The 13,710-nt window shown below is 48.8% G+C and carries 10 protein-coding genes; 4 read left to right on the forward strand and 6 right to left on the reverse strand.

The window, feature by feature from the left end; genetic code table 11:
• Position 1: 1 nt before the first annotated feature.
• Both ACKU41_RS09530 and ACKU41_RS09535 read right to left on the reverse strand, forming a co-directional pair.
• On the reverse strand, positions 2 to 1,225 hold the full coding sequence (locus ACKU41_RS09530; RefSeq protein ID WP_321405178.1) for an HDOD domain-containing protein: 1,224 nt from the start codon (positions 1,223 to 1,225) through the stop codon (positions 2 to 4).
• A gap of 154 nt (positions 1,226 to 1,379) precedes the next feature.
• On the reverse strand, positions 1,380 to 2,042 hold the full coding sequence (locus ACKU41_RS09535; RefSeq protein ID WP_321405179.1) for an HAD family hydrolase: 663 nt from the start codon (positions 2,040 to 2,042) through the stop codon (positions 1,380 to 1,382).
• Positions 2,043 to 2,156: 114 nt separating this feature from the next.
• On the opposite strand from ACKU41_RS09535, the gene ACKU41_RS09540 reads away from it, so the two are divergent.
• The gene (locus ACKU41_RS09540) at positions 2,157 to 2,540 is read left to right on the forward strand and encodes a response regulator (RefSeq protein ID WP_319776963.1); all 384 of its coding nucleotides are present in this window, start codon (positions 2,157 to 2,159) and stop codon (positions 2,538 to 2,540) included.
• 5 nt (positions 2,541 to 2,545) lie between these two features.
• On the opposite strand, the gene ACKU41_RS09545 is transcribed toward ACKU41_RS09540, so the two are convergent.
• The 3 genes from ACKU41_RS09545 to ACKU41_RS09555 are packed head-to-tail and all read right to left on the reverse strand — an operon-like array spanning position 2,546 to position 10,024.
• Positions 2,546 to 3,598 (reverse strand): hybrid sensor histidine kinase/response regulator, encoded by a 1,053-nt coding sequence (locus ACKU41_RS09545; protein WP_321405180.1) that lies wholly within the window; start codon positions 3,596 to 3,598, stop codon positions 2,546 to 2,548.
• Between the two features lie 12 nt (positions 3,599 to 3,610).
• On the reverse strand, positions 3,611 to 4,690 hold the full coding sequence (locus ACKU41_RS09550; protein WP_321405181.1) for a two-component system response regulator: 1,080 nt from the start codon (positions 4,688 to 4,690) through the stop codon (positions 3,611 to 3,613).
• Between the two features lie 3 nt (positions 4,691 to 4,693).
• Positions 4,694 to 10,024 carry a transporter substrate-binding domain-containing protein gene (locus ACKU41_RS09555; protein ID WP_321405182.1) on the reverse strand — a complete coding sequence of 1,777 codons (5,331 nt, stop codon included), beginning with the start codon at positions 10,022 to 10,024 and terminating at the stop codon, positions 4,694 to 4,696.
• 339 nt (positions 10,025 to 10,363) lie between these two features.
• On the opposite strand from ACKU41_RS09555, the gene ACKU41_RS09560 reads away from it, so the two are divergent.
• The 3 genes from ACKU41_RS09560 to ACKU41_RS09570 all read left to right on the forward strand — a co-directional run bounded on the left by ACKU41_RS09560 (position 10,364) and on the right by ACKU41_RS09570 (position 12,250).
• Positions 10,364 to 11,062 (forward strand): Crp/Fnr family transcriptional regulator, encoded by a 699-nt coding sequence (locus tag ACKU41_RS09560; RefSeq protein ID WP_321405183.1) that lies wholly within the window; start codon positions 10,364 to 10,366, stop codon positions 11,060 to 11,062.
• 98 nt (positions 11,063 to 11,160) lie between these two features.
• Entirely contained in the window at positions 11,161 to 11,472 is a 312-nt protein-coding gene (locus ACKU41_RS09565) for a DUF190 domain-containing protein (protein WP_319776972.1), read from the forward strand.
• Between the two features lie 64 nt (positions 11,473 to 11,536).
• Positions 11,537 to 12,250, forward strand: coding sequence for a DUF554 domain-containing protein (locus ACKU41_RS09570; protein ID WP_319776974.1), 714 nt, complete (start codon positions 11,537 to 11,539; stop codon positions 12,248 to 12,250).
• A gap of 69 nt (positions 12,251 to 12,319) precedes the next feature.
• Here the strand turns inward: ACKU41_RS09570 and ACKU41_RS09575 are convergent, their stop codons facing one another.
• Positions 12,320 to 13,555: a patatin-like phospholipase family protein gene (locus ACKU41_RS09575; protein WP_319776976.1), complete on the reverse strand. Its 1,236-nt coding sequence runs from the start codon at positions 13,553 to 13,555 to the stop codon at positions 12,320 to 12,322.
• Between the last annotated feature and the right edge of the window lie 155 nt (positions 13,556 to 13,710).

Genomic DNA, 13,710 nt, shown 5'->3' on the forward strand with positions numbered 1-13,710 from the left:
CCTACCCCCCGAATATGGCAAGAATATCGGTAATCTGCCGACGGGCCTTTAAAACCGAGGTCGCCAACGCTCCCCCCGGAAGCCCCAGAACATCCCAAGCTCCCGGATAAGGAGCACCGACAAGTCCCGGACCGTCACTGCCGTACTGCATGGCAACAGCCATCATGTCTGCAACGGAACAGATAGCCGACTCAATTGAAAGCTCCCTGCTGCGGTCGCCATGATGACCGGCGACACCGACAATCAAAGAAGGAGGAAAATTCCAGTGCTCAAAAAGCTCTCCGGCCAGTTGGCAATGGTCAAAACCGAAAACCTTTACCTCCGCCTGACACCCTGTCAATCCATGAAATTTACACAATCTGAATGTCAGGCTGATCTCGTCCGGATGATGCTGCATCAGGACCAACCGCCCCAGATCATGGAGCATACCGACCACAAAACATTTATCCTGTGATGTTCCGGGAATCTGGGAAGCGAAAATACGGCAGAAGACCGCGCAGGCTAATGAGTGTTTCCAGAAATCAGCCATGGAAAGAACATCGGCACCAGAGCCTTTGAAAGACTCCATCACCGAGACGCTGAGTGCCAACTGACAGAGTCCGCTTGTACCCACAAGGGAGACTGCCCGGCTCAAGGATTCCACCGGAAGACTGAATCCGTAAAGCGGGCTGTTCACCAGACTGATGAGCTTGGCGCTCAATCCTGAATCTTTAGAAATTATATCCGCGAGGCTTTCAGAGGTTGCAGTAGGATCATTGAGCGCGTTCATGATCTTGTAATAAATATCCGGGAAGGAACTTAGCCGGATTCCGCTGGTCATGAAAGCTGCGGCATCGGCATAAAGGTGATCCTCAGGAATGTCACTCAACTCGTTACCGTATTCCGGAAGAGGTGGAAGCGATAGATTCTCTGACAGCATTCCGGCGTAACGCTTAACGCAAATTCCTTTCAGCAGCCGCACAGGTTCTGAATCCTTATTCACATTGGCAAACAATCGCCCGGCATATTCTTCGGCGCGCTCTACAAGAGCAGGGTCGAAATCGCTATCATTTTCTCCGCCACCGGAACCTTCGACCTCCACTTCGCTGACACCCCAGATATTGAAAACACGCAAATGCTGTTCTTCAATAACCGTACCGGCAGCAAGCAGAAATCTTCCATTGGCACCTTTTACGTCCTCAGCCAGACGCATTCCTGTCTTGATATCACCTACGAATACTTTCATAGAATTCCCCGCGATTAAAAAAACAGACTCAGGATTTATCCTCCACCATAAATTATTTAGAGCAATTATTAAAGGACAATCGGAATTTATACTCTACTGCACAGCAGGGTGCCAGTATGACAATGCGGCTTTTCAACAACCAGACTAATCCAGCTTAAAGTAACGATACAAGATCAGCAGGAGTATCCAGCACAATATTGGCACCGGCCTTGATCAGTTCTTCATCGCCACGAAAACCCCACCCCGCTCCAATGGAAATCATTCCCGCGTTAACGCCGGTTTTGATGTCCACATCGGAATCACCGACAAACAATGTCTGTTGTGGCGAAACTCCCATGGCCTTAGCAAGCTTAAGAGCCGCATCCGGTTCGGGTTTGAGCGGAACACCTTTGCGCCCGCCGCAAACTGCAAAAAAATCAACATTCGGCAGGAACTTGCTGACCGCCTCCACTGTAAATTCATGAGGCTTGTTGGAAAGTACGGCCAGCTTCTTTCCGCAGGACGCAAAATCAGCCAGCACTTCAGGAATCCCGGCATAAGGTTTGGCCACAGTATTGAGCCCCTGCCCGAATTCTTCAAGAAGCACGGGGACAAAACTGTCATATACTTCCTGAATCTGTTTTTCTTCGGGAAGAACCCGCCAGGCCAACTTCTTTGCCCCTGCCCCAACGAATTTACGGTAAGCATCAACAGGGTGGGTATCAAATCCCATACGTGAGAGAGCGGCATTACCGGCAGAAGCTATCTCACCAAGTGTATCAAGCAATGTTCCGTCCAGATCAAAAATCACAGCGGAAAAATCAAGCGAACTTTCCATATTTACAACCTAATATTATTTAAATGTTTACGATCTATTTTCGACAACATATTGCATTCAATAAAAAAAAGAGGTACTCGTTATAGTACTATCCAGTATATTATGGAGACTGCTATGCTAAACACAAACGCAAGCGTACTTATTGTAGACGACCATCAGTCCATGCGCCGCACCGTTGCAGATATTATGCGCATGCTGGGCTATTTCAACATCAAATATGCAGAAGACGGACTTATGGCTCTAGAACAGCTCAAGGAACACTCTTCAACCAAACTGGTTCTGTTGGACTGGAATATGCCGCGCATGAGCGGCCTTGACTGCCTGCGGGAGATACGTAATTCCCCGGAATTAGAAAAAATTCCTGTAATAATGGTCACAGCAGAAGCCGAGCAGGACCTTGTGGTCGAAGCCGTGGCTGCAGGAGCCACCAATTATATTGTCAAACCATTCACTCCTGCAACACTGGAAAGAAAGCTCAAAGAGGTCTTTCCCGGATAAAAAATCTACCGTGGAATAACGACAGACACAGAGACCTCATTGTCAACGCTATCCATAAATATATCGCCCTTATGAGCCTGCGCGATGAGTTTGGCGGAATAGGTTCCCAAACCTGTTCCCCGATCTTTTCCGGAAGTGGCGTACTTGGCAAAAAAACGATTTTTTATATCTTCCGGAACCATTCCGGGATTATGAACGGAAATCCGCACAGAATCATCCGTCTGCTGCAGGCGGACTCGGATCGTTCCCCCCTTGGGGCTGGCATCTACTGCATTTCCTACAAGGTTTCCCAACATAGAATAGCAGAGCAATTCTTCCCCGAAAAACATGAACTCCTGCCCGGGGACAGCCGTGCTGCCTTCAATTTCCAGCACCAGTTCCTGTCCGCGCATTTGGGCAGTATCCTCATACCCGAGAAAAACTTTACGCACCACTGCGGCAAGGTCAAATGATTCAGGGACAAAAGAATAAGTCCCACGCTCCATTTTAAAGAGGGCGGTGGACATGTTGATCATGGACAGCACAGTATATCCGGCATCCTCAATACGCCCGAGCATAGACTTGATATGGTCATCAAAATCCCCGGACATAAGAATAAGCTGCGGCAGGCTGATCACGCTGGTCAACGGTGACTTGAGATCGTGGCGCATGATCCGTTCAACATCTTCACGCATACGCACAGCTTCCCTGAGTTCAAGATGATTCCTGACCCGGGCCTTAACGATATCAGGATTGAACGGCTTGGTAATATAATCAATGGCTCCGAGAGCAAGCCCTCTGGTTTCATCTCCGGCTTCACTGAGGGATGTGACAAAGACAACAGGGATATCTTTGGTCCGCTCCTCAGACTTCAGGCGTTTGATGACCTCATAACCGTCCATCCCCGGCATCATCACATCCAGAAGAATAATATCAGGTTCTTTTGAATGTGCCAGCTTAAGAGCCTTTTCACCATCTTTGGCTGCGATTATGGCGTAATCGACCTTAAGCAGATCCATGAGAACATGAAGGTTTTCAGGCGTATCATCCACTGCCAGCACGGTTGGTTTATGGCTCATATCCGATTATCCCTATTTTTTAAGGGTTTTCCGTTCCTCGTCAAAATCAGCGAATTCAAGTGCTATTTCCCTGAATTCCTCCTGAATTTTCAAAAAAATATCAGTCAAACGCGGATCGAAATGGGTCCCACGCCCTTCGGAAATTATTTTTACCGCCTTTGAGTGCGGGAAAGGTTCTTTATAAACCCTTTTGGAAATCAATGCGTCGTATACATCGGCAATGGCCATGATCCGGGCGGACAAAGGGATATCCTCCCCGGAAATACCACGCGGGTAACCGCTACCGTCCCATTTTTCATGGTGGGCAAAGGCAATTTCACGGGCATGATGCAAAAAGGAATTTCCGCCCAAAGCCTTTTCGGCCCCGGCCAGAGCATCAGAGCCGAACTGTGAGTGCTTTTTCATTTCCTCAAATTCTTCAGCAGTGAGCTTACCCGGCTTAAGCAGGATGGCGTCGGCAACACCCACCTTACCCACGTCGTGCAGAGGGGCGGAAAGGTAAAGGGTTTCAATCAGTTCTTCATCCAGCTGGGATGCGAATTTTTCCTGTTTCATGGCATGCTCAGCCAGAATTTTCACATAATTCTGGGTTCGGGCAATGTGTCCCCCTGTTTCAGGATCACGCCATTCTGCCATGGTTGCCAGACACTCAATGGTGACTTTTTTGACCAGAGCGAGCTCTTTAGTGCGTTCCTTGACCAGTCTTTCAAGATTATCCTGATGTTCCTTTAGATCCAGCTGATTCTTGACCCGGGCTTTAACAAGCGCCGGACAGAAAGGCTTTACAATGTAGTCCACCGCACCAAGCGCAAGCCCCCTTGCCTCATCTTCCTCCTCCATGAGTACGGTGATAAAAATAACGGGAATATCCTTTGTTCGCACATCGGCTTTCAGCTTCTCGCAGACTTCGTAACCGTTCATTCCCGGCATCATTATATCAAGCAGGATTATATCCGGGCGGGGCTTGTTCATGGCCAGTTCAAGAGCTTTTTCCCCATTTTTGGCCGTGACAATGGCATATTCGCTTCTAAGAGCCTCCATCAAGACCTGTAAATTCTCCACCGTGTCATCAACAATAAGTACCTGTTTCATAACTTAAACCTGCTTATCGCCAAGCGAATCAAGAATAGCCCGTGCTTCATCACGGGCCTCATCCGTTTCGAAATCATCCATAGCCTGAACCATTTTCCGGACCGAATCCAGCATATCCGTCCCGCTGACCATCTTTTCAAGCTCTCCGGCAAGCTCCATGGCCTGAGCGACATTTTCATCGACCAGAACAACAAACTGCTCCAGCTTTTCCTGTAATTCCCCTACATCCGGGAAATTACCTTCGGCTTCAAAAGAACCCTGCCATGATTCACCTGAGGCAGCGTTGCCATCCGGTTCAGGCAAGAGTTTATCCAATGCTTCGGCAACAATATCCATCCGGGCAGACATGTCCATTAATAAATCATCCTGTTCGGTCCTACCGGCCCTGAAAGCTCGCTCGACTTCCCCGGCTGAAAGTGAAAGATCATCCGCACCGAGATTTGCAGCCACCCCTTTTACTGTATGAGCGGTGCGGGTTGCGGTTTCAACATCACCTGAGCGCAACTGCTCGCGAATGTCTTCCACTGCCCCGAGATACTTGGCACGAAACTGTGTAAGCAGTTTTTTGTATAATTCACGGTTACCGGAAACCTTGACCAGACCGGACTTCACACTGATTCCCGGAACCCCTTCAAGAGGCAGACTGCTTTCGACAAGCTCCCGCTCCTTGAGCTCAGTGCTGGAAACATATCCATCAGGAAATTGCCGCTCACCGGGAGTTATCCATTTTACAAGGGTAGCTATAAGTAGATCAGGATCGATCGGTTTGGTTATATGATCGTTCATCCCGGCTTCCAGACTCTTGTCCCGGTCACCGGTCATGGCATGGGCGGTCATGGCGACAATTGCCAGCTCATCAGCACTAATACCCATCTCCCTGATTTCCGTGGTTGCGGAAAGACCGTCCAGCTCCGGCATCTGAATGTCCATGAAAACCAGATCATAATTATTTCCCAAGACACTTTGCACTGCTTCCCGGCCATTGTCGACAACATCAACAACCATGCCTGCTTTCTCAAGCAGTTCAACAGCTATCTGCTGGTTTATTTCATTGTCTTCCGCCAGCAGAACCTTTGCCCCGCGTATTTCATTCAATCCTTCAGGTTCCTTGGAAAAAAGCAGTGCCCTCTTTGTTTTCCGCTCTACATCATGGCCGAAAACTCCCATGATGGTATCGAACAGGACGGACTGGTTTACCGGCTTAATGAGGAAAGCTTCCAGCCCGGCCTCTTCGGCCTGCTGCATAATCTCTTCCCGGCCATAGGCGGTGACCATTAAAATTTTAGGTAACTTATGACCACATTTTTTTTCAATCAACCGGGCTGTTTCTATGCCGTCCAGACCGGGCATTTTCCAGTCCAGAAGAACAAGTTCGTACGGTTCGCCTTCTTCGGAAGCCCGCTTGAGAATATCCACGCCTTCCTGACCGGAAGAGGCAGTATCAACTTTGAAACTCATGCTTTCCAAAGCCTCAGACAGGATTGTCTGCGCCGTGGGGTTATCATCCACTACCAAGGCCCGCAGGCCGCGCAGGTCTGCGGCAGGGATATAACCGGCCGAAACCACCTCTCCTTTACCCAGTACGACGGTAAATGAAAAAGTTGCCCCCTGTCCGGGCCGACTCTCCACCCGGATATTACCGCCCATCATTTCCACAATCCGCTTGCAGATAGCCAACCCCAACCCGGTACCGCCGTACTTTCGGGTTGTCGATCCGTCCGCCTGAGAAAAAGATTTGAAAAGCCGGCCTATCTGCTCTTCAGTCATTCCGATACCTGAATCAGTAACAGAAAAGAACAGGGTCACATGCTCATCAGTCTCAGCCTGCTTTTCCACGGAAATGACAATATCGCCCTCATCTGTGAATTTGGTGGCATTGTTGGCAAGATTTATGAGCACCTGCCCCAGACGCAGAGGGTCACCGACCAGATAGTTGGGTACATCTGGGCAGACATGGAAAAGCACTTCCAACCCTTTTTCTTCAGCTTTAACCGCAACTACATTGGCAAGATTATCCATGGTTTCATCCAGACGGAAAGGAATATTCTCCATCTCCATCTTTCCGGCCTCGATTTTGGAAAAATCAAGGATATCGTTGATGATACCAAGCAGGCTATTCGCCCCGGAGCGTATTTTTGTAAGATAATCATGCTGCTTGGCAGTGAGTTCTGTCTGCAGAACCAGATGGCTCATACCGATAATGGCGTTCATGGGCGTCCGGATCTCATGGCTCATGCGGGCCAGAAAATCACTTTTTGCCCGCGTGGCCTCTTCTGCTTTGTCACGCGCTTTAAGCATTTCCTGCTCGGCTTCCTTACGCATCAGCACTTCCCCGGCCAGCCGCCTGTTGGCCCGGACAACGACAAACAGAATAATCCCGGCCACACTTCCTATACCGAGAACAATTTTAGCCACCATCCACAAATTGATTCCACTCTCCACCCGCAGGCTGATCCACTTACGGATAACTGCTTCGGACTCCCTTTCGGTAATGGAACTGATCCCTTTATTGAGGATTGACAGCAGGTATGGAGACATCTGCTTGCGCAATGCAAATCGAAGCTGACGGGTAATGGGAAGCTGCAGGGCCACTTTAAGATTGTACAAACCATTCTGGTTGATCAGATACCCAAGCACTTCAAGGGTACCCACATAAGCATCGGCCTGTCCCTTAGCCACCATTTTCAATCCGTTCAAAGCGCCGGAAACAGGAATCAGATTCAATTGCGGGTAATTGGCTTCCAGATATTTGTGGGCAGCATTGCCTGCGCTGACCCCGACCCGCATCCCGGCCAGATCCTCCACACTGGAAATAAAAGGCATATCCTGCTTGACCACTACAACTTCGGAAAGATTGATATAAGGATTGGAAAAATTCAAAAACTGTTTGCGTTCCGCTGTTTCACTGGCTGCGGCAAGCATGTCTGTTTTGCCATTACGGACCAGCTCAACCGATTCACTCCACTTTTCAGTGGGCACCAGTTGAAGGGAAAGTCCAGTGCGATCCGCCACCATACGCAGCAGGTCCGCGGAAATACCCTCATACTGCTTTGAACGGGGATCAATGCGTTCCAGAGGCAACCAATCGGGGTCAACGCTGAACCGGATCACCGGACTGGTACGCAGCCAGAGCTGTTCATCCCGACTGAGGTCAACCCGGCGTTGCCTGCCTTCCCCGGTCCACTTTTTAAGAATTTCACGTTCTTCTTTCCGGCTTATTGATTTCAAGGCCCGGTTAAAAATAGAAGTCAGCTCTGGCCAGTCCTTACGGACCCCGATAGCCAGCACAGATCCTTTCCTCTTGATTTTTCCCTGCACTTCCAGATTGGTCAGCAGATTACGTTCAATAAGGTAAACGGCCACGGCACGGTTACCTACGTAGACATCAGCCTCTCCCTGGGACACAGCCTCCAGTGCCGCTAGGGTATCCGGGAATTCTTTGACCAGTGCAAGGGGGTAGTTTTCACGAAAATATTTTACATTAAAAAAACCGCGCTCAAGGGCAATGGTCTTATCCGCAAGGTCTTTTTCTGCCGCTGATTCAGGACCATCGGTACGTCCCACAATCACATGGGGAATAACCATATAAGGATCTGTAAAGTCCACAAACGGTTCACGGTCCTTCTTCGGGGTCACGTCCATAAGAGCATCAATGCGCTTTTCCTTGACCGCTTCAAGATTCTCCTTGAACGGCCCGGCAATAATCTTCAATTTTTCGCCCAGACGTTTGTTGAGCAGCTTTATGTAATCAACACCCAATCCTTCCGGTTCACCGCGTTCGTTCGCGTAATCAAGCGGAGGCCACGCATTCATGACCGCAATTGTAATCTGCGGATGTTTATCAAGCCATTTCAGATCATCCGCGCTCAACTTGAAAGAATTGCTCTCCGCTGAATAGTAAAGCTCTTCAGGATCAGAGACCCAGCGTTTTTCAATATCAGCATAAACCTGATAGGGAATCGCATTGAACCCGGCCTCTATTTTTTTTTCCAGATCGAGACGTCCCTTGAGTACCCCAGCCCTGATAGAATCGGAAAAGACGGTCTCAGGTACTTTGATCAAAACCCCTTTCATCTGCCAGCTTTCCAACTCTGCTCTTACAGGAAGAACCTCGTGAAAAAGGGCATCCGCCTTACCTTGTAAAACAGCCAGCACTAGGCTCTCGCCGTCCGGGTAGGGTACGGCTTCAATCTGCGGGAATTTCTGTTTCAGATAATTCTGTTGAAACGAACCATCCAGCACAGCTACCTTTTTCCCGCCCAGTTTATCCAGTCCGCCGGGCAATATCCGGTCAGCGCGGAAAAACAAGGCAGTATCCACTCCAAATAAGGGCCTTGAAAAATGAAAATATTTCTCCCTCTCCTTTGACATGAACAATCCGGAATGAATATCGGCATTGCCGTTTTTGACCGCTTCTATGGTCCCGGTCCAGCTGTCGGGCATGAAATCAACCGGAATTCCTGTTTGCGAACTCCACGCCCTCCACAAATCAACCAGAAGTCCGGCAGGTTCTCCATTTGGGCCAAGCAATGAGAACGGCGGATAATCACGGTCCAGAGCTATGGTCAGGCTTTCCGGGTCACGTCCATGCGCGGCTGCCACCCATTTACGGTTTAAAGACCGTTTTTCCTCAGTTCTGAGGCCGCTCATACCTTTATTGACGGTGTCTAAAATCTGTTTCCGGCCTTCTGGAACAGCCACCCGCCAATCATTACGATAGAGGGGCTGTCCGGGTTTATAATGGAACTTTGAAATAAGGTTGTTTTCTCTAAGGTAGGAAAGGCCCACCAGAGTTTCGGCGACGAAAACTTTCAACTTGCCATTTTTGAGGTCTTTCATCATGGCATCGAAATCAGGATATTCGACAAGAATAGTTTCCGGCTGCTTTTCGCGCATGAATTCTTCCGACAGATCACCTGAAATAACCCCAACCCGGTAAGCGGAAATATCGTCATTATTCTCCACGGGAAGCGCTTTATGATAAAAAATATGGGTATCGCTACGGCATAAAGAAACTCCGAACTGCAGGTATTCATCCCGTTCTTTGCTGTAGAACAGTCCGGCATGGGCATCAGCTTTCCCCTCCCGGAGCATACGCAGGGATTCTTTCCACGGAGCGGGTTTAAAATTCAGATTTGTACCGCTTGCTTCTGCCCAGAACTTCCAATAATCCATAATCAGGCCATCCGCCCCGCCCTCGCTGTTCTGGAACTCAAAAGGGGCGCAATCCTCGCAATAGACCACCGAGAGGGAATCATCCGGCTGCTCAGCAGCAAAAGCACCTTGGGCTGAAAACAAAAGCAGAAGAACAATAAAGAATCTAGTCAAAACCATCAGGAACATCCTCCCGAGAAGCACTGGAACGGAATAAGAAACGAAAAGGCGGAATATAATATTATGCAAGATAGCTAATACCGGACCTTATGTAAACAAAAGTACATTATAATCCTCAGTACCCCCAAAAGAATCATCTACTTCATCAACCAACATCCTTTTTCAGCAGTCTGAATCAAAAGATTAACAGTTAAACCTGCGGTTGAACTTTTCGCTTTTACAACAAGCACAAAAGGTTAATGTCACTAAAAGACAAAAAAGTATTTTACTGTTCAATAGTAATTTCAAAACCTAACTAATTCCGGTTGAAAACAGCGGGCTATAACTATAAAAGCAGGCATGCCGCATACAGATCAGAACAAAAAAGAAGTACTCGAAGCCCTGCAGGCAGACATCAACTTGAGCCGGGCGGAGATTCCAGCTCTGGTGGAGCTGGCAGGCAAAACCAGGCGCATGCATTTCCGCAAAGGCGAGTTCATTTTCAAGGCAGGAGATGAATCAAACAACTTCTGTCTGGTGGAAAGCGGAAAAGTTATCCTTTCCAAAGAATCTCCTTCCGGCAAATCATTTACCTACCTCGTCGCTACAAAGGGAATGACGCTGAACGGCATCACCTGTTTTAAATCGGGACCGAGACTTTTTACTGCCCGCGTAGTGGAAGAGTCATCCATCATCACGATCCCCTGCTGCGAATTCAGAACGTGGGTTGAAGACACCCCTGCAGTTGCCATTGGCATTCTGGGAACAATGGGAGAACTGCTGGACGGTGCGTACACCCGCATTATTGACCTCATTGATGAAAGTGTGGAAACACGCATCCTCAATGTTCTGAACATGCTTTCCACCCGTATCGGCCCTGAACTTCCCCTGACCAACGGGGATCTGGCCGAAATGGTTGGAACTTCACGGGAAAGTGCAGCCAGAGTCATATCCAAATTGCAAGAAGCAGAAATTGTTTCCAAATCACGGGGCAGCATCACCATCCTCAATAAGGAACAGCTGGAGCAGACAGCATCAAGTCCCTTTTTCATAATTTAAATTTTCACCCATCAGTGACCTGCATCATTGTTCAGATCATGCTTCCGTTATAAATCCTGTTTAAGTGATTTCACCAGACAACAAACAGGAATATATCTATGCAGGGTTATTTAATTACTTTTTTCACTCAATTAAACCGGGAACAGGACGGTATGCCGATTGCCGACTGGCTTATTGAAGAAGCCCGAAAGATCGGAGTACGCGGAGCCACCCTTTTCAACGGCAAGGAAGGATTCGGTCATGACGGACGCTTTCACTCGGGCAGCTATTTTGACTTTGAAGATCCACCACAGTTAGTGACCATGGCCCTTAGCGAAGATGAATGTGATAAACTTATGTCCCGCCTGAAAGAAAGCGGGCAGCGTATTTTTTACACCAAATCAAAAGCCGACTTCGGATTTACAGCTTAAATCCAAAGATAATTACCTTCCGCCATCCGGCAGACCATTCTTACAAAATTAAAGGAATCCTATTATGATAGGACCATATATCAATGGAGCAGCACTGCTTGCGGGCAGTGTTGCCGGGGCTTTGATCGGCCCGAAACTGAATGCCAACATCCGAACCCGCATGCCTATGGTTTTCGGTTGCGCTTCCATGGGACTTGGCGTGGCAATGATCGTAAAAGTAAAACTGCTGGCCCCGGTGATGCTCGCCCTTGTTGTCGGTTCACTGCTTGGCGAAATCATCCAGTTGGAAACTCTGGTTCAGAAAAGCGCAGCAAAGGCAAGGGTTGTGATTGAAAAAATGACCCGCCCCAGCGGCGACATTAATCAGGAAGAATTTCTGGATAAATTCGTGGCCCTGCTGGTCCTGTTCTGCATGAGCGGGACTGGAATCTACGGATCCATGACAGAAGGAATGACCGGGGACCCGACCCTGCTCATTGTCAAATCCATCCTTGATCTGTTTACCGCGCCCATATTCGCATCCACCATGGGATTTACCGTTGGCATACTGGTCTTTCCGCAATTCATGATTCAAGGTTTGCTGTTTCTGGGAGCATCCATGATTCTACCCCTGACCACCCCGGACATGTTGGCGGACTTCTCATCCTGCGGCGGGCTGATCATGCTGGCTACAGGCTTCCGTATCTGCGGCATCAAACAGTTTCCGGTGGCGAATATGATCCCGGCACTTATTCTGGTCATGCCGCTTTCGCATTTATGGACAATTTACCTGACCTAAAATAATCCCCGCAACACTTAAGCATTGCGGGGATTCAAACAATTCAACAGATCATCCGACTGATTCAGATCATTTAAGGATAACTTCCGCCGGAACGGCATCCGGTCCTTTGCGGGCTGTAGTCGAAGGCGGGGCCGAATGCCACGGCTTCGGAGCCTTTGCCATGCTGTGCCCGAGCATAAAGAGCTTACTCATATAAACCGGGCTGAACAGCTCGTCCGACTTTTCGTTGTAGTCAGGTGGAATAAAGGTCAACTTAAAATCTACGCCATCCCGCTGAGAGGTATAGTACATGCGGAACAGGTCACCGATGCCCTGATTACGGATTAACCCGGCAAGCGATCGCGCCGCAATCCCCCCTATATACGGTTCCACCTGCACCCCTTCGGTAACGAGGGCGTCGTTGCGAATCACATAAAGAGTGATCTTCCTTTTCTCGCCGATCTTTTCCAACTCATCAGCCAGATGAACACTTGGAGGATAGGAAAAAACCTGATTACAGACTCCACCGTCCACATGCATTTCATCATAAATTTTATCCCCGGCCTTGACCTTGAAATAAACCGGAGGAAAAGCTACCGGGACCGAAGCTGACGCAAGGATTACATCACGAATGAGTTGATCCGCTTCCGGTGTGCCGTACTGAGCCAAAGCCCCGATATCCCAATATACCGGACGCATGGCATCAAGGTTGGTAGTCCCGATCAAGAGCCTGCGCCCTTTGCGGTGCTCTTGCGCTATCTTGGCTATGAATTCGTGATTAACGAACTCTTTCAAGGCTTTTTTCAAAGGCTCCGTGCTGTACACGGAATCACCCGAAATTGCCGAAACATATGAACGCTGCTGCACAAGATCGCTGGTTTCAAAGGTCGTATAAAACATTTCGACAAAAGGGTCATAATCCGACCCCATGAAAGCAAAGGGAGCGATCAACGCCCCTGTACTGATCCCGGTAACCAGCCCGAAGGTGGGACGGTCACCGCGCTCGGTCCAGCCGCAAAGGAAGCCGGCACCGAAAGCACCGTCTGCTCCGCCACCGGAAAGGGACAGAAAGCTTATCTCATCCGGCAGCATATTTTTTCGGCTCAGCTCGGCCCATTGTTTCATAACCTTATCCATATGCTTCGGGGTGGTATCCCCGAAAAAACGAACTTCTTCATAACCGGGAAGACTGGCCTGAGCCTGCATTTCCACCGGAATAGGATTGCGCTTCAGTCCGCAACCTGCCAGCAGGGCCAGCATGGTGGAAAAAAGAATCAGCCGGAATGACCATTCGCTATACTTCCGCTGAAAGTCTCTACTCATTAATGACTCCGTACAAAATATTAATCCGAACCAGATCATTTTAAGACATAAGTATGATCAAAACCCTGCAGTAAGTGTATACATACTCTTTTTACACATACTGCCGAAGCAGGATGAATATAGATATGAATTGAAAAACCTGCAAATGAGCAAAG

This window comes from Maridesulfovibrio sp., from assembly GCF_963678865.1.
GTDB lineage: Bacteria > Desulfobacterota > Desulfovibrionia > Desulfovibrionales > Desulfovibrionaceae > Maridesulfovibrio.